The sequence below is a fragment of the Faecalibaculum rodentium genome, from assembly GCF_001564455.1.
Classification (GTDB): domain Bacteria; phylum Bacillota_I; class Bacilli_A; order Erysipelotrichales; family Erysipelotrichaceae; genus Faecalibaculum; species Faecalibaculum rodentium.
The window spans coordinates 40,638-56,727 of sequence record NZ_CP011391.1; the positions used below are offsets into that span (position 1 = coordinate 40,638).

Sequence of the window (16,090 nt, forward strand, 5' to 3'; positions counted from 1 at the left end):
TCCACTATGGGAGCGTATCATCGCAACCGCTAACCATTAGCTCAAGGCAAGGGGCTCACTGGTAACAGGAGTTCTGAAAGAAGCCCGGCGGCAAAGTTCCGGCCTGAGGAACACGAACCGCATATAAGGCCACAGACGGAGACGAGCGTGCGAAACAGCGCAAAGTCGTAATAGTTGCGGATGACTGTCTGGGGTAAATGCGGCAGGTATATGGAATGAAAGATGTATGACCTTACCCGGGGAGGTCCTGCCAGCGAGAGGAATCATCAAACCATGATGACCCCCTTCCCGCAGTAATAACGAATGGCAGGAAGTCAGCCGAGGCCATAGTAGCGAAGAAGTCCCTGTAATGGGGATGGAGTGAAGGGCCGAACGTACAATTTACTGCAAATATCAGGAATGCGTCCTGCACAACAAACCGATAAAGGACAAACCCAGAGAGCCCCTGAAGATGAGTAAGGAAGGGCAGTGCAGGAACACGTGAAAGAAAGGAGCAGCCATGAACCAGACCAGACTGATACAGCCGGAAGACCTGAGCACACAGGAAATCTTCTCCATGGAGAACCTGACCAATGCGTGCAGACAGGTACGGCGAAACAATGGAGCTGCAGGGGTAGATGGAGTCAAAGCCAGAGAACTTCCTGCCTGCCCCGGAGAGTATTGGGAGCGACTGCGGGAACAGATACTGGGCCGCAGTTATAAACCACTGCCAGCCAAAAGGACCGATATCCCGAAACCGGATGGGAGCCTGCGGGGGCTCAATGTCCCGGCTGCCAGAGATAGAGTCATACAGGCCTGTCTGGCAAACTATCTGGATTACAGGAAGGACTTCGAGATGAGCAACAGCTCATACGGGTTCAGGAAGAACAGGAGATGTGAACAGGCGATACTGAAAGGCCTTGAGTTCATGAACGACGGGTATGACTGGATCGTCGACATCGACCTGAGGAAATTCTTCGACACGGTGGACCAGGACAGACTGATACGACTGATAGACAACCTGTTCCATAACAGGGACGTCACGTCGCTGACAAGGAAGTTCGTCAGAGCGGGAGTCATGATAGACGGAAGGCTTGTCAGGACAGAAAGAGGCATCCCGCAGGGAGGGCCGCTTTCGCCGGTACTGGCCAACATCTATCTGGACCAGGCAGACAAGGAACTGGAAAGCAGAGGGCTGAGATTCACGAGATACGCAGACGATATGCTCATCTATGTGAAATCGGAAGCCGCCGCCAACAGAGTGATGAAGTCATTCAGCAACTATCTTGAAAAGAAGCTGAAGCTGGAAGTGAATGCTTCAAAATCGAAAGTGGCCAGACCGGATGAAGTGAAATATCTGGGGTTTGGCTTCAAAAGGAACAAAAGGGAATGGAAGGCGATACCGCATGAGAAGTCCATTCATGAGTTCGAGCAGAAGATAATGAAGCTGACAAAACGGAACTGGAGCGTATCTCTTGAGGAGAGGATTGAAAAAATCAATCAGGTCATCAGGGGATGGAGCAATTATTTCAGGTGTGCATGGCTGTATAAAGAAACGGTGCGCAAACTGGACAGCAAGCTCCGGAGAAGAATCAGGGCCATCATCTGGAAGCAGTGGAAAAGCATCAGGAAAAAAGAAGAGAGCCTCATCAAACTGGGATGTCCCAGAGACAAGGCTCACTCATATGCGTGTGCACGACAGGGATATGTCCGTTGTGCAATCACATTCCTGAACAAGTATATCAGAAATATACACCTGAAAAAGAAAGGCCTTCTATCCATGGAGGAATACTTCGATACGGTGGCAGTAAGGTTCATGAAAACATTTGTACGAACCGCCCAGTGCCGAACGGCACGCTGGGTGGTGTGAGAGGGTCAGATGACACCTACTCGATTATGAAATGTGCGAAATGGGGGTAAGCGACGTTAATTAGGCACTCCAAAATTGGATAGGGAGGAAGACTAACCCCATCCAAAGATACCTTAGGGTTTCCGTTACCCTACAGAGCTTTGGAATTTGAACATCACAGTAAGCACTCAGGGGCTGTCCACTTTGTGGGCAGCCCCTGATTCTACTTGTTTTTCTTCTTTTTCACAGCCTTACTGCCGAACCTGGGCTCCAGAGAATATGTCGCTTTTGGATCGAGCACATACATTACACGATTCCTGAACCTGACCCAGTTGGTAAAGCCATAGGAATTGTGTTTCATGCACTTGATCATTTTGTTGCGGTTCTCAATGATCCCGTTGTGGAGCCTTACGCTTTTGATCGTATATTCGCTCCTCCTGTTGACCATGTATTCAACAGTCACTGTGTTGAAGGAATTGAAGATCTCATCTCTCCATTCCTTCATCGTTCTGGAGAATCCGTTCATCTCTTTGATGGAACTGTTCCTGAACGCTACATAAGTTTCGTTGAACAGCTGTTCTCCTGCTTTATCATATGTTCCCGACTCATACATGTGAGTCAAAACCCTTTTCAAACGCACTGCTTCTTCCAGTTCAGGGTCGATACCCAGAAGAATCTCCCGCAGCTGCAGGAGCGTCATATATTTTTGAAAATGTCGGTTGTATTGTCCTTCTCTCCCTGGGTCAAAGATATCCAGATCCTCATCTTTTGAGAGGAGCCAGTGGAAATGCTTCAGTACATAATACTGGTCAGAGGTTTTCTGCCAGTCAGCGGATATCCTCTGCCAGCACGGATCGTCCCGGTATCTTTCCCTTGGGAAGTCGCTTTCCACGGCCTTCATTTCTTCCTTCAGCCTTTCCCGCCTGGCTCTGGTCCTGTTCATGACCCGGATCCTGACTTTTGTCAGCCTGCGGGTGAATTCCTGCATCACATGGAACCTGTCCACCACGCCAATGGCGTTGGGGAAGCAGGCTTTCACCATTTTCCTGTAAGCCGGGTACATATCGAAACAGACCGCTTTGACTCCGAGTCTTTCCTCCTCGGGGATCAGACTCATATATTCAAGCAGTGAAGGGAGCCAGCGGTTTGGAAGCAGATCCACAGGTGTCTGCTTTTCAAAATCAAGGAGCAGACATACATACTTGCTTCCCTGGGTCTTCATCGCATAGACCTCGTCTATGCACAGGAGTGACGGTAGCTTCTTCCTGGGGATCTCTACATGGGCGTCGAAGATATTGGACACCGTGGTGGCTGAAACGCAGTATTTGCGGCCTACCGAAGCGAAGGTCTGGTTGTAGTCCTTGAGATCCTTCAATATGTCGAATACGACTTTATCCGCGATCTTTCCCTTTTTCTGAACGAAAGGAGAAGGCTCATAGTAAGTGCGGTGGCAGGCTGGGCATTTGAACCGTCTGGCATGATAAAGCAGGATACAGTCCCTGCCAGCTCCATCCGCATATTTGATCTTCTTTGGGATATATTCCTTCACCCTGGGATGCGGGCAACCGCAGTCAGGGCAAGGATCGTGATCATTGGTGAGAATGACACGCAGTATAGGTCGTTTGTCGGACTGCCTGGTATAGCTGATGTCCTCGATCTCACCTGGTTCCAGCCCGAAAAAGTCCACCATGAATTCTTTTTCTGCATTCAACACGGTATTCCTCCTGTTCACGATGTCATCATCGCAGAGGATACGGGGTGAGTCATAAAAGCTGTGTGGAATGGTGGAAAACTTTGTGCGATCTCATATCTAGACATTTGGAAAAGTTGTTTATTCCTGTCTTTCCAGGCTAAAAGACACAATTCCTCCAGCGTGGCGTCTAAGAATAGTGAAAGGAAATCAGACCAGTATTGGGCGATGTGTTTGGAGATATAGCGGATCACGACAGGAGGCAAAGCGTAACGGGCAAGTTCGCACTCTGCCTGACGGAGAGTGCGATCAGGGCCTTTGAACAGGCCGGCCATGACCGCTATCAGGAATTGTGCCAGCAGCGGAACGCGGGAGAAGGGAACAAGTTCAGCGGGGATGAGGGCATGAGTTTTACCGCATACGGAACATTTTGCACGCTGGATCAGCACCTCGTCACGAACGCCGTTTACGGGACTTTCGAAACTGCGGAGATAGGAACCATGACGGTACAGCTTACCATCATGGCAATCAGGGCATTTCCTGGTACCAGCGAAGAACCTGTTACAAGTTTTTTGATATCCATTCTGGAAAGATGAATTGATTTCAGGGTGATTTCCCGGTACCATGATCATGTCATTAGACAGGGAGCGGCAGAACTTGACGGCAATCAATTGGGCTCTGCTCCTTTTTTTTGTTTCATCACAAAGTTCCTGATATCACTGTTTCAGTGACTGGAAGGGGGTACTGACTCCCTCCTTAAGCGGAGAACTGCCAAAGTATCTTCATTCAGCCACTTTCACCAATAAACACAGGGAAATCTTCGTTATTCTCTCCCTATAACTCCTTAATTCAACTATAACAAAACAAGGCAGCTTTAGAACCTCCATGAAGGTTCGGAGCTACCTTTTATGACTTTGGTGATCGACCCTAAGGTCGCTTTATTGAAGGGGGTGGACCCTGTCCAATTTTGCGTATTCGTTAATTACCCATCTATGACAAATCCCTCCGTAGCGGGACAATACCGGCACGGAGGGATTTTACATGACTGGACTTGATGATATTTCCCGATTATACCTGGTCACTGAACCTGTGGACTTTCGCAAAGGCATAGATGGACTGGGTACATACGTCCAGTCGATCCTGAACACTGATCCATTCCAGAATGCAATGTTCGTCTTCACCAACAAACGACACAACAAGCTTAAGCTCCTCCATTATGACGGTACAGGGTTCTGGCTCCTTCACAAGCAGCTGAGCAAAGGAACCTTCAAATGGCGGATGAGTTCCCCGGATCCGTTTCTGCAGATCTCCCCACAGCAGCTGGACTGGCTTTTGGAAGGACTGGACATAAACCAGAAGCGGGCTTTCAGGCATGTGATGCCTCAATATATCTAGACAGATTTCCTGATCCCTGACCGTTTTCAGTCATATCGAATGAACCATTTCTGGAACTGTGAGCATAATAATTATTTAAGGCATTTCAGTTTGCCCCTTTTCCTCTTTATCCTATACTTTTGCCATGGACTTCTTATCTTCTTTTGACTTCGAAAACTACACCCGCAAATCCATGAAAGAAAGCCTCGAATCTCTGGATCATGATGACCTGGTCGATGCCGCTCTCTTCCTGGCCGACAACCTGTTCCTGAAAGACCAGATCAACAGGAAGGCGGCCATGGACCGCTTCGCTTCCAAAAGCGAGCAGCTTTTCATATCCCTGTTCAACGAGGCGGAAGAGATCGCATCCACGTCTTCTCCCGAAGACCTGGATGAATCAGCTGTCCTGGAAACTGTGAGCAAAGAGAGACCGGCGTCCCCCAAAAAGCGCAGATCCATGAAGGAGAAAGCAAAGGCGCTTCCTGAAAAGATCATCGATGTGTATCCGGATGCAGGCAAGGACCCGGTGTGCCCTGTATGTGGCACAGCCATGAAGGAGCTGAAACCGACTGTACACCGGACCATCAAATACGTTCCGCAGCGCCTCTATGTCGAAGTGGAAGTGGATCATAATTATGTCTGCCCCAAAGGTTGTGAAGATGAGGATGGAAAGCCTGTGATGATCCCGGCTGCCCGCAAAGAAGCACCGCTTCTGGAGAATACGATGTCTTCGCCTTCTCTTGTGTCCCACATCATAGCCCAGAAAACAGTCATGGGACTGCCTCTTTACAGACAGGAACAAGACTGGCAGCGAAGAGGATTCAACCTCAGCAGGAGTATCATGGCCAGCTGGATGATCCGTTCTTCCCAGATCTATGGAGAAGCTCTGGTGGACAGGATGATACAGGATTTCAGGGAATGTGATGTGGTCCATATGGATGAGACCGTACTGAAATGCCTGGAAGTGAGTCGGGATCAGGATCGGACGAACTGTTACATGATCGTCGGGGTCAGCGCAGAGCATGAAGCCAGACAGATGGTCATATATCAGTTCAAGAAGAGCAGGGCCCAGAAGTTCGTATGGGAATTCCTGGGAGAAGGATTCGAAAAGGCCCTGATGTCAGACGGATTCGAAGGCTACGATAATTACACAGCAGCCATCCATCTGAGTTGTATGGCCCATGCGAGGCGGCATCTGTATGATGCGGTGAAGATCCGTGCAGACTACCAGACATTCAAGAATCTGCCAGACGATACAGAAATGAAACTGAAACATATCAGGGAGAATCCGGCACTGGGGATCCTGTTGGAGCCACTTGGGAACATCAACAGGCTTTATGAGGTGGAGAGCAGAGCGAAAAAGAAGAAACTGAGTCGGGAAGAAGTATACGAACTGAGGCAGAAAGAGTCTAAACCGCTTTTTGACCAGGTGATCGCAGGAATGGAGCGGATCGCCCGGAGTTTTGATAGTGGTTCGAAAGCAGTAAAGGGAGCAAACTACTTCCTGAAAAGGAAAGACTCGCTGGCCCTTTATCTGGAGGATGGGAACTATCCGATCGACAATAACCTGGCGGAGCGGATGGTGAAGCCGTTCGTGATAGGCCGGAAGGGGTTCCTGTTTGCGGACACGGAAGCAGGAGCGGAAGCAACAGCAGTATGGTACAGTCTGAGCCAATCGGCAATCATGAATGGGCTGGTGCCTGAGAAGTACATCGAATATGTGCTGACAAGGCTGAAGAACGAAGGGATCAGAGAGGAAGTACTCGAAGACCTGCTTCCATACTCCAGGACACTTCCAGGACATCTGTATAAGAAATAGAAAACAGGACTGTCCCCAATACCATGATGGTACAGGGAATCAGTCCTGTTTTAATATGGGCAATTAACGTCGCTTACAAATGGGGGGCCTTCAGGCTTTACAGAAACCGGAGAACGGGTTTTGCAAAACCATTCGGGAATCTTTCGAAAGCTGTAAGAATCTCCAATATTATTCGTCATATAATATAGATGAAAGGAGAACGTATGCTGATACAGACAGGAGGCGGACTGCTGGAGATGTGTGTGCTGGCAGTTCTTGACCGGGAAGATCTTTACGGATACCGGCTCACCAGACAGGTTCGGCAGGTGCTGGATGTATCCGAGTCGGCATTGTATCCCGTGCTCCGGCGGCTGAAAAAAGAAGGACTGCTGGAGACCTATGACACGGAAATGGATGGCCGCAACCGGCGGTACTACCGGATGACGGCAGCAGGAAGGGAAAGGCTGACGCAGTACTGCAGTGAATGGCGTCAGCTGACAGCCGGGATAGACCGGATACTGGAAGGAGAGTGGCAGGATGACAAAACGTGAGTACCTGGAGATCCTGGAAAAAAACCTGCAGGGGATTGGACAGGAGGAGACCGGCGATATCCTGGACTATGTGGCGGAATATTTTGATGAGGCAGGGGAAAAGGAAGCCCTGGAGGCGCTGGGATCACCGGAGAGCTGTGCCCGTCAGATGAAGGCAGATCTCGTGGCTCAGGTACCTCCGCTGCCACAGGGTCTGAGGATGGCCGGGCAGCCGGCAGGATCCCGAAGCCAGAATCCATACAGACAGGACACATATCAGGGACATGGGGAGTATACATCCCGGAGGACCGGAGGATCCACATCCGGCCAGCCTTCGTATGCTGCCGGAATCCGGTCAGCAGCACATACGGAGAGACGGAATCTCTGGATCCTGATACTCGGAATTCTTTCCCTTCCGCTGTCCCTGCCTCTGGCAGCCTGTGTTCTTTGCCTGCTGCTTGCAGCGGCTCTGGTCATCCTGGCTCTGCTTCTGGCCCTGGTCGTGATCTGTGCAGCAGGGCTGTTCAGCGCCTGTGTGATGCTCTGGAAAATGTTCGCTTTGCTTCCTGCAGACCCCGCCGGTTCTTTGTATCTTCTGGGGACCGTAATGGCAGGTCTGGGGCTGTTCTGTCTGGGAACCGCGGGGCTCTGGTGGGTCTTCCGGAATGGATTTCCCATGCTGGTTGAGAAACTTTCGACGCTGTATCGCCGGCTGAAAGAGAAAGGAAAGGGAAAAAACTGTGCGTAAACTTGCAAAATGGGGTCTTTGCCTGTTGCTGGCAGGAGGCCTGCTGATGCTGGGGTGCCGGGTGATGCTCGGTCCCCGGGTCATGAATCTGGCCACTCTGCAGGGTATGAGTCCCTATGCAGATACCGACTGCCACTATCAAGGGGACAGTCAGATCCAGTCCCTGGACCTGAATCTGGAAGCCACCAGTGTGATTATCCGCAAAGGAGACCGGTTTGAAATCCTGACTCATGGACTGAAACCTGCAGACAGTGAGGTCCGCGACGACTGGAACACTGAATACAGCGTCCAGGGAAAGGAAGCTGTGTTCAGCGCTTCCATGGACGACGACCAGTTCCTTGCAGGCAGCAATCCGGAAACAGTGGTCCAGGTCACTGTACCCGAAGCGATGAAAAATCTGACAGTGAACCTGTCCATGGGCGGCCTGGAACTGTCGGGAATCAGCCTGCAGTCCATTGATGCGGTTCTTGATATGGGCACTCTGAAACTCTCCGGCGTCATGGCCGGATCTCTGAACGCCTCTGTATCCATGGGAGATGCAGATATGCGGAACGTGGATATGCAGAACGGAACAGTGACAGTGGATATGGGAAGTCTGACCATGACCGGATGCAAAGTGACCGGCCAGCTGGATGCAGAGGTGTCCATGGGCAGTGCCACGATGGACCTGCGGCAGAAAAACGCGCTGCTGGACCTCAATGCAGATATGGGTGATCTGACCGTCAACGGTACCAAAGCCGAATCCGGGATGCTGCGCACGAATACGAAAGAGACTGAAACAGGAAAAGGTCCCGTGATCCGGGTCGGTGTCTCCATGGGAAGTCTGGACCTGGACCTGGACGGTGATATTCAGACCATCCGGGAGTTTCCCGCAAGCGGAAAAGCAGAGAAAGACTGAAACAGGCAGAGCCATATCAGCCATGGCAGAACCTGTGAAAAAAAACCGGATCAGCCAGGCCTGTCCCTGCCAAGGGAACAGCCAGCCAGTCCGGTATTTTCACTGAAGATGGATCCTGACTTTCTTCAGCTTCATCCAGTCCTCTTTCAGAAGATACACCGCCAGACCCCCTGGGCGACAGGTGACAGTCACCTGGCCCCGGTCATCGAAGGTCAGGGTATGACCCGGATCGGTGATATCCGTGATTGTTCTGCCTGCCAGACGCGGTTCGCAGAAACTTCTCTGTTTCCAGTCCGCAATGGTATACAGCACAATCACCGGGTGCCGCCCCCAGGCCATCCAGCAGGCTTTCTGCGGATCATCGTCACAGAGATCCACAATATTGTCTGTCAGCAGATTGTGCCGGATCCAGATCATCTCCCTGAGAAACGGAACCGGAGGATTTCCCCGCTTCAGTCCATACAGGTCACCATAGAACACAATGGGCAGCTGACAGCGGCTGAGGAGAATCGAGGCATACGCCTGGGGCCTGAACCAGTCCATGATCCAGGACTCCAGTGCCTGACCGGGCTGTGTGTCGTGGTTGTCCACAAAAGCCGCTGCGAAGCCCGGATCGGTTTCAGACAACGTGTAGTGAAAGAGATTGCGGATATCATAGTGGCCATTGGAGCTTGCTGCCTGCTGCAGGTGGTAATGCAGTGGCACATCCATCAGCCGCATGCAGTGTCTGCACTGCTCCAGGTAGTTCTTCAGGACAAACACATCCCCGGACCAGTACTCGCCGATGAACAGATCCGGATGATTGCCGGTCTGATGCATGGCCTTCAGCCATTGTTCAAAGAAATGAGAATCGATGGATTTCAGAGAATCGAGGCGGAATCCGTTCACGCCTGTTGTCTCTGTATACCATTTTCCCCAGCTGTACAGCTCCTGATGCACTTCCTCATTCGTGAAATCCACATCGGCGCCCATGACATAGTCAAAATTCCCGAGTTCCGGAGATACATTGGGGTTCCAGTGTTTGCCCTCGAAGAGAAGGATCTGCCGCGACCCATGGCCATCATCCATGTCCGTTCCCGTGAAATCCTGCCAGTGCCACTGAAAGCCGGAATACTTCCCCTGCCGGGCGGGAAAGGTGAATGCAGTCCAGACATCCACAGGATGCAGATCCTGGAGTATCCGTTCACGATTCATCCGGTCCACGGTCCGGGCCTGGACGGTTTCTGTGTGATCCGCCCCCATGCGGTGATTCAGGACAATATCGGCCAGAACCTGAATGTCGCGTTTCTGGAGAGCGGAAATGGCAGACAGGTACTGTTTCCTCGTACCATATTTTGTTGGGATTCCGCCTTTTTGACGAAATTCTCCCAGGTCATACAAATCATAGACCCCATACCCCGTATCCTGGCATCCGCCCTGGCCCTTGAACGCAGGCGGCAGCCAGACACCGGTGATTCCCAGTCGTTTCAGAAACCCCGCCTGGGCAGAGACCTGGCGCCACAGTCTGCAGTCAGGACCCAGATCCCATTCAAAGTACTGAATCAGTGTCTCGTTCCTTGCCATGTTTGTTTTCTCCTTCCCGATGGGTTCCGGACATCCTGTTCAGTCCGTCGCCCCCTGCTGAATCCCGGGGGTCTCATACCCTTCATGTTCCTGGCCAACGGTATAATGTAGCCGCAGGAAAGAAAAGGTGAGAATCATGAACAGCATTTTTCATCGACGGTCCATCCGTCAGTTTACCCCCGAAGTGCCGGACAACGGGCAGATTGAACAGATCCTGAAAGCCGCCATGGCTGCGCCGACAGCCTGTGACGACCGGCAGTATCAGTTTTATGTGGTCCTGGATCCTGAAATCCGGCAGGCGCTTGCACAGACATCGCCCTATGCCCGCTGCGCCGCAGCTGCACCTGCAGTGATTGTTCCCTGTTTTGAAGACGGGGCAGGGTACGCGCCGGAATACATCCCGGTGAACATGGGAATCGTCTGCGAGAACCTGATGCTGGAAGCCGATGATCTGGGCCTGGGCACCGTGTTTCTGGGCATTTATCCCGAACAGGACCGCATGGAAGCCGTGCGCAAGGTCCTGCAGCTGCCGGAAGGACTGACTCCGTTTGCGCTGATCCCTGTGGGTCACCCCGCTGCGGTTCCGGCAGACAAAGACAAATTCGATCCGGACAGAATTCACTGGATCGGCCGGCAGAAATGACAAAGCCGGACGTCGCCTGGCGTCATTCAGACTGACCTGAGAGACAGAGTTCCGCCCGGTATGCAGGGACTGCAGTCACTGCCGGTGAACCAGGGGAAGCCAGTTTCCATAGCCTTCTTTCTCCATCTGCGATTCGGGTATGAAACGCAGTGCAGCGGAATTGATGCAGTAGCGCAGTCCTCCCGATGCAGCGGGTCCATCCGGGAACACATGCCCCAGATGAGAATCGGCAGAGGAACTGCGGACCTCCGTGCGCACCATACCGTGGGACAAGTCTGTTTTTGTTCGAAGAGCCGATGAAGAGACCGGTTTGCTGAAGGCGGGCCAGCCGCATCCGGAGTTGTATTTATCCGCGGAGGAAAACAAGGGCACGCCGTCCACGGGATCCACATAGATCCCAGGCTCGAAGAAGTCATCGTATTGACCTGTGAAAGGACGCTCTGTAGCGCCTTCCTGCGTGACAGCTCTCTGCAGCGGTGTCAGCGCCTGAATCGCATTCTGTTTTTCTGTATCATTCATAAGCCAATGATAACGAAAAGGTAAGGAAATCACAGCTTTCGGCCCCTTGCCGGAATGCGGGGGCCGTGTGGTAGACTGGTTTATATGTGTCGGAACGAATGTTCCAGTATTGAACCGCTGTTGTCGTCCGGGTTCCCGTGTATGCACAGACAATGACAGTCATCGGATTGCGGGGCTTCAGAGGGTTCTTTTTGGCGTGCTATGGCGCTGACTGCCGAAGGAGCAGGGAAAGGAGGAGTGCAGGTGAAGCTGCAGTGGGAAAAAATTGTTACGTGGCCCAATCTGATCACCAGCATCCGGATTGCCGGGGCAGTTGCCCTGATCTGGATCCTCCCTTTTTCACCGCTGTTCTATGGTGTGTATCTGATCTGCGGACTGAGCGACGGACTGGATGGCATGGTGGCCAGACTCACAAAACAGACATCGGATTTTGGCAGACTCCTGGACAGCGTGGCGGATCTGATCCTGTACTCAGTCACGTTTCTGAAAATACTTCCCGCCATGGTGAGTCTGCTCTCCCGCTGGATTTGGGTATGGCTGGCTGCAGCGGTGATCCTGCGGCTGATGGTTTACATTCTGATTGCAGTCAAATTCCGGAAGTTTGCCGCTACCCATACCTGGCTGGACAAACTCAGTTCGATCCTCGTATTCCTCGTGCCGTTCACCATCATCCCCGGCTATGGAGACTGGGGATGCGGACTGGCACTGCTTGCCGCAACCGCTGCATCTCTGGAAGAACTGCTGATGTTCGGGGCAAGTTCTGCCTATGACCCGGGACGCAGGTCACTGTTTCAGACAAAATGCGGGTACCCAAAATGCAGTTCATCAGCCGCAGACGGACAGCAGGGAACTGAAGCCTGACACAGGGCGGGATCGGCAGGAACGGGAACGGTGTGAGAATCATGAAAAGGCAGCCGCAGCTCTGTCCGGGTTTCCGTGCAGGAAATCTCAGGCAGAACTGCGGCTGCTGTTGTTTCTGAATTTTGCTGTTTCCTGCTCGAATGCTGATGGAAGACAGCAGGCATGAAAAGGACGGGGGGGAAAAGGGAGGAAAACGGCTTTACTGATTGACGTCCATTCCGTTTACTTCCAGACCATCGTCGATCTGAATCATGAGATACCGTTTGCCATCCACCAGCTGTGTTTTCACTTTCCATGCCGCATCCCCCCGGACTGTGACGCTGATGTCTTTCATCCTGACAGACAGTTTCTCGGAATCCATCAGATTCACCGCCTTCAGCTCATTGTCACCCACGGTTTTGTCATACACGGCGGAATAGTGCTGCAGGGTATCCTCGTTCAGACCGGCGTCTTCAAGAAGAGCCCGCATTTTTGTTTTATCCAGCGCCAATGGGACTCCGTCTTCTTCCGCTTCTGCGACCATGTCCCGCAGAGAACCGTACACATGGCTGACGGTATCAAAATTCAGTTCCCGACCGGCGACATCAGTCAGCATTTTGCGGAAACAGTCATTTTCCTTGTCATACGGAAGATCCGACATGGTGCCGATGATGTATTCGATGAACATCTCATTCGGCCGTTTGGGGGTCTTTGTATAATACAGGATATGGTTTACATCTGCGCCGCCATCTGTATAGCAGGGGTACAGAAAGCCATCCAGTCCTGAGGATATGACATGCATATCCACGTCCTCTTTTTTCTCCATCGTGCCTGTTTCTTCATTGAAGTACAAGCCGATGTCTGTCAGGGTCACTTCGTTGATGGAGCACAGCAGAAAACGGTAGGAGGAACCGCTGTCTTCCAGCTTGTTCTGGTCCTTGACCTGCCATGCACAGGCAGCAAGAATCAGGAAGTATCCATTGAGGTAGGAAGTGTTTCTGGTGAATTCATTTACGAATTCTTTGACCAGGTCCGGGTCCTTCAGACGGGACTGATTCAGGTCGTACAGTTTCTGCTGACAGTCAGAACCGGATTCAAAGCTGTACTCTGTCAGCTGACGACCGAGTTTGCCGGAAAGGGCCTTTTTGAGTATTGCCAGGTAAATGGTCCGTTCGGATTCGCTCAGGTCTTCATAGTCTGTGATGTCAAAGCATTTGATGACCGGAGACGAATTTTCATTGGAGACATAGGCAGCAGCGATATTGGCAATGAAAAAATCGCTGTTGTCTTTTTTGAACTGGCGCCGCAGCTGGGCGATTTCTTTTGCATTCATGTCAGTAAGTGTATCATTCCCGGCCGATGGTGAACACAGGAAAGAGGATTCCTGAATAAGGGAGAAGATATGCAGATGGGGATGATTGAGGAATCCGGAGCATAAATGGATTGAGCAGGAATGACGGACTGCAGCAGATGGAGAGGGACGTGGAATCGACAGGTGGCCTTACTTGTACAAAACGATACTATCAAAAAAATGAAATGCAAAAAAGTGCAGAAAAGGGGTTGCACTTCTGTGAGGGTGTGGTATTATAAGTGAGCCGCAAGCGATTTGGATAAATCAAAAAGCTGCAACACAGAAAAGAATAAAAAGTTCAAATAATGTGTTGACAGACTCTTGCGGATGAGTTAAGATATAAGAGTGCTGAGGGGCACAGGCGGGCTTGACAGCCAGACCGCTCATTCAGTATCTTTGAAAAGCTTGTGACTTCATCAGAAGCCGCAGGCGATGGAAGCATCTGTCATGGGTGCTGACGCTCTTTGAAAACTGGACAGGAAAAACGAAGTAAATACAAGACGATACAACGTCGATTCTTTGAACCTGAAAAACAATCATGAACACAAGACGCAAAGCGTCTGAGTACAGATCAAATGGAGAGTTTGATCCTGGCTCAGGATGAACGCTGGCGGCATGCCTAATACATGCAAGTCGAACGAGAGACCTTCGGGTCTCTAGTGGCGAACGGGTGAGTAACACGTAGGGAACCTGCCCGCGCACCGGGAATACGCTCTGGAAACGGAGAACAAATCCCGATGTACAGGAAGGAGGCATCTTCTTTCTGTGAAACATCCTTTAGGGGATGGGGCGCGGATGGACCTGCGGTGCATTAGTTGGTTGGCGGGGTAAAGGCCCACCAAGACGATGATGCATAGCCGGCCTGAGAGGGCGGACGGCCACATTGGGACTGAGACACGGCCCAGACTCCTGCGGGAGGCAGCAGTAGGGAATTTTCGTCAATGGGCGCAAGCCTGAACGAGCGATGCCGCGTGAGTGAAGAAGGCCTTCGGGTCGTAAAGCTCTGTTGCGGGGGAAAAAAGGCAGCATCAGGAAATGGGTGCTGACTGATGGTGCCCCGCCAGAAAGTCACGGCTAACTACGTGCCAGCAGCCGCGGTAATACGTAGGTGGCGAGCGTTATCCGGAATGATTGGGCGTAAAGGGTGCGCAGGCGGTCCTGCAAGTCTGGAGTGAAACGCATGAGCTCAACTCATGCATGGCTTTGGAAACTGGAGGACTGGAGAGCAGGAGAGGGCGGTGGAACTCCATGTGTAGCGGTAAAATGCGTAGATATATGGAAGAACACCAGTGGCGAAGGCGGCCGCCTGGCCTGTTGCTGACGCTGAGGCACGAAAGCGTGGGGAGCAAATAGGATTAGATACCCTAGTAGTCCACGCCGTAAACGATGAGGACCAAGTGTTGGGGGTGAAACCTCAGTGCTGAAGTTAACGCAGTGAGTCCTCCGCCTGGGGAGTATGCACGCAAGTGTGAAACTCAAAGGAATTGACGGGGGCCCGCACAAGCGGTGGAGTATGTGGTTTAATTCGAAGCAACGCGAAGAACCTTACCAGGCCTTGACATGGGATGCGAAGATGCAGAGATGCATCGGAGGTCAACATCCACACAGGTGGTGCATGGTTGTCGTCAGCTCGTGTCGTGAGATGTTGGGTCAAGTCCCGCAACGAGCGCAACCCTTGTGGCATGTTGCTAACAGGAAAAGCTGAGGACTCATGCCAGACTGCCGGTGACAAACCGGAGGAAGGCGGGGATGACGTCAAATCATCATGCCCCTTATGGCCTGGGCTACACACGTACTACAATGGCGGCTACAAAGAGCAGCGAGACAGGGATGTCGAGCGAATCTCATAAAAGCCGTCCCAGTTCGGATTGGAGGCTGCAACCCGCCTCCATGAAGTTGGAATCGCTAGTAATCGCGGATCAGCATGCCGCGGTGAATACGTTCCCGGGCCTTGTACACACCGCCCGTCAAACCATGGGAGTCGGTAATGCCCGAAGCCGGTGGCATGACCTCATAAGAGGAGTGAGCCGTCGAAGGCAGGATCGATGACTGGGGTTAAGTCGTAACAAGGTATCCCTACGGGAACGTGGGGATGGATCACCTCCTTTCTAAGGAGAAAGTACAGGGGAAAAGGAAAAGAACAGAGTGGTTCCTGTCCGGTTTTGGAAGAGTGTCTTCCAGGTCGATCTTTGAAAACCGTACAACGATATGAAAGACAACAGAAGGTCTGAAGTAAAGTTGTGGAGAAAACAGAAGAAACTGAGAGAAAGAAAAGAACAGTGAAGAAACAGTTCTGAGAAAATATCTC

Annotated in this window: 13 protein-coding genes and 1 rRNA gene; 9 read left to right on the plus strand and 5 right to left on the minus strand. The window is 51.7% G+C overall.

Annotated features, from left to right (window positions below; all coding sequences use genetic code 11):
* The first annotated feature begins 499 nt into the window (after positions 1–499).
* Positions 500–1,849 carry a group II intron reverse transcriptase/maturase gene (gene ltrA, locus aalo17_RS00175; RefSeq protein WP_067553967.1) on the plus strand — a complete coding sequence of 450 codons (1,350 nt, stop codon included), beginning with the start codon at positions 500–502 and terminating at the stop codon, positions 1,847–1,849.
* Between the two features lie 202 nt (positions 1,850–2,051).
* On the opposite strand, the gene aalo17_RS00180 is transcribed toward ltrA, so the two are convergent.
* On the minus strand, positions 2,052–3,542 hold the full coding sequence (locus aalo17_RS00180) for an ISL3 family transposase (protein ID WP_158507643.1): 1,491 nt from the start codon (positions 3,540–3,542) through the stop codon (positions 2,052–2,054).
* Positions 3,543–3,556: 14 nt separating this feature from the next.
* Positions 3,557–4,150 carry a DUF6431 domain-containing protein gene (locus aalo17_RS12515; RefSeq protein WP_145907361.1) on the minus strand — a complete coding sequence of 198 codons (594 nt, stop codon included), beginning with the start codon at positions 4,148–4,150 and terminating at the stop codon, positions 3,557–3,559.
* 409 nt (positions 4,151–4,559) lie between these two features.
* Here aalo17_RS12515 and tnpB point away from each other — a divergent pair, with 409 nt between their 5' ends.
* The 5 genes from tnpB (at position 4,560) to aalo17_RS00210 (ending at position 8,866) form a co-directional block, all read left to right on the plus strand.
* On the plus strand, positions 4,560–4,913 hold the full coding sequence (tnpB, locus tag aalo17_RS00190) for an IS66 family insertion sequence element accessory protein TnpB (RefSeq protein WP_067553980.1): 354 nt from the start codon (positions 4,560–4,562) through the stop codon (positions 4,911–4,913).
* A gap of 124 nt (positions 4,914–5,037) precedes the next feature.
* Positions 5,038–6,711, plus strand: coding sequence for an IS66 family transposase (tnpC, locus tag aalo17_RS00195; protein WP_075884548.1), 1,674 nt, complete (start codon positions 5,038–5,040; stop codon positions 6,709–6,711).
* A gap of 188 nt (positions 6,712–6,899) precedes the next feature.
* Positions 6,900–7,241 (plus strand): PadR family transcriptional regulator, encoded by a 342-nt coding sequence (locus tag aalo17_RS00200; RefSeq protein WP_248845126.1) that lies wholly within the window; start codon positions 6,900–6,902, stop codon positions 7,239–7,241.
* Positions 7,228–7,968: a DUF1700 domain-containing protein gene (locus tag aalo17_RS00205; RefSeq protein ID WP_067553989.1), complete on the plus strand. Its 741-nt coding sequence runs from the start codon at positions 7,228–7,230 to the stop codon at positions 7,966–7,968. The genes aalo17_RS00200 and aalo17_RS00205 overlap by 14 nt, the downstream gene beginning before the upstream one ends.
* A complete protein-coding gene (locus tag aalo17_RS00210; protein WP_145907363.1) occupies positions 7,961–8,866 on the plus strand; it encodes a DUF4097 family beta strand repeat-containing protein in 906 nt (301 codons plus the stop codon). The genes aalo17_RS00205 and aalo17_RS00210 overlap by 8 nt, the downstream gene beginning before the upstream one ends.
* Before the next feature lie 99 nt (positions 8,867–8,965).
* Here aalo17_RS00210 and aalo17_RS00215 read toward each other — a convergent pair whose 3' ends face one another.
* Positions 8,966–10,429, minus strand: a complete 1,464-nt coding sequence (locus aalo17_RS00215) for an alpha-amylase (RefSeq protein WP_067553995.1) — start codon at positions 10,427–10,429, stop codon at positions 8,966–8,968.
* Between the two features lie 136 nt (positions 10,430–10,565).
* Here aalo17_RS00215 and aalo17_RS00220 point away from each other — a divergent pair, with 136 nt between their 5' ends.
* Positions 10,566–11,072, plus strand: coding sequence for a nitroreductase family protein (locus tag aalo17_RS00220; RefSeq protein WP_067553998.1), 507 nt, complete (start codon positions 10,566–10,568; stop codon positions 11,070–11,072).
* Positions 11,073–11,147: 75 nt separating this feature from the next.
* Here the strand turns inward: aalo17_RS00220 and msrB are convergent, their stop codons facing one another.
* A complete protein-coding gene (gene msrB / locus aalo17_RS00225) occupies positions 11,148–11,591 on the minus strand; it encodes a peptide-methionine (R)-S-oxide reductase MsrB (RefSeq protein WP_067554001.1) in 444 nt (147 codons plus the stop codon).
* A 243-nt stretch (positions 11,592–11,834) separates the two neighbouring features.
* Between msrB and aalo17_RS00230 the strand changes: the two genes are divergently transcribed.
* Positions 11,835–12,452, plus strand: coding sequence for a CDP-alcohol phosphatidyltransferase family protein (locus tag aalo17_RS00230; RefSeq protein ID WP_158507645.1), 618 nt, complete (start codon positions 11,835–11,837; stop codon positions 12,450–12,452).
* 199 nt (positions 12,453–12,651) lie between these two features.
* Here aalo17_RS00230 and aalo17_RS00235 read toward each other — a convergent pair whose 3' ends face one another.
* A complete protein-coding gene (locus aalo17_RS00235) occupies positions 12,652–13,764 on the minus strand; it encodes a DUF4317 family protein (RefSeq protein ID WP_067554008.1) in 1,113 nt (370 codons plus the stop codon).
* 590 nt (positions 13,765–14,354) lie between these two features.
* On the opposite strand from aalo17_RS00235, the gene aalo17_RS00240 reads away from it, so the two are divergent.
* Positions 14,355–15,890 (plus strand): 16S ribosomal RNA (locus tag aalo17_RS00240).
* Positions 15,891–16,090: the final 200 nt, after the last annotated feature.

Excerpts from the sequence above, each read along its gene's own strand:
- ltrA (WP_067553967.1), top strand. The coding sequence starts at position 500 with ATGAACCAGACCAGACTGATACAGCCGGAAGACCTGAGCACACAGGAA.
- aalo17_RS00235 (WP_067554008.1), bottom strand. The coding sequence starts at position 13,764 with ATGAATGCAAAAGAAATCGCCCAGCTGCGGCGCCAGTTCAAAAAAGAC.
- aalo17_RS12515 (WP_145907361.1), bottom strand. The coding sequence starts at position 4,150 with ATGATCATGGTACCGGGAAATCACCCTGAAATCAATTCATCTTTCCAG.
- tnpB (WP_067553980.1), top strand. The coding sequence starts at position 4,560 with ATGACTGGACTTGATGATATTTCCCGATTATACCTGGTCACTGAACCT.
- aalo17_RS00215 (WP_067553995.1), bottom strand. The coding sequence starts at position 10,429 with ATGGCAAGGAACGAGACACTGATTCAGTACTTTGAATGGGATCTGGGT.
- aalo17_RS00220 (WP_067553998.1), top strand. The coding sequence starts at position 10,566 with ATGAACAGCATTTTTCATCGACGGTCCATCCGTCAGTTTACCCCCGAA.
- aalo17_RS00200 (WP_248845126.1), top strand. The coding sequence starts at position 6,900 with ATGAAAGGAGAACGTATGCTGATACAGACAGGAGGCGGACTGCTGGAG.
- msrB (WP_067554001.1), bottom strand. The coding sequence starts at position 11,591 with ATGAATGATACAGAAAAACAGAATGCGATTCAGGCGCTGACACCGCTG.
- aalo17_RS00205 (WP_067553989.1), top strand. The coding sequence starts at position 7,228 with ATGACAAAACGTGAGTACCTGGAGATCCTGGAAAAAAACCTGCAGGGG.
- tnpC (WP_075884548.1), top strand. The coding sequence starts at position 5,038 with ATGGACTTCTTATCTTCTTTTGACTTCGAAAACTACACCCGCAAATCC.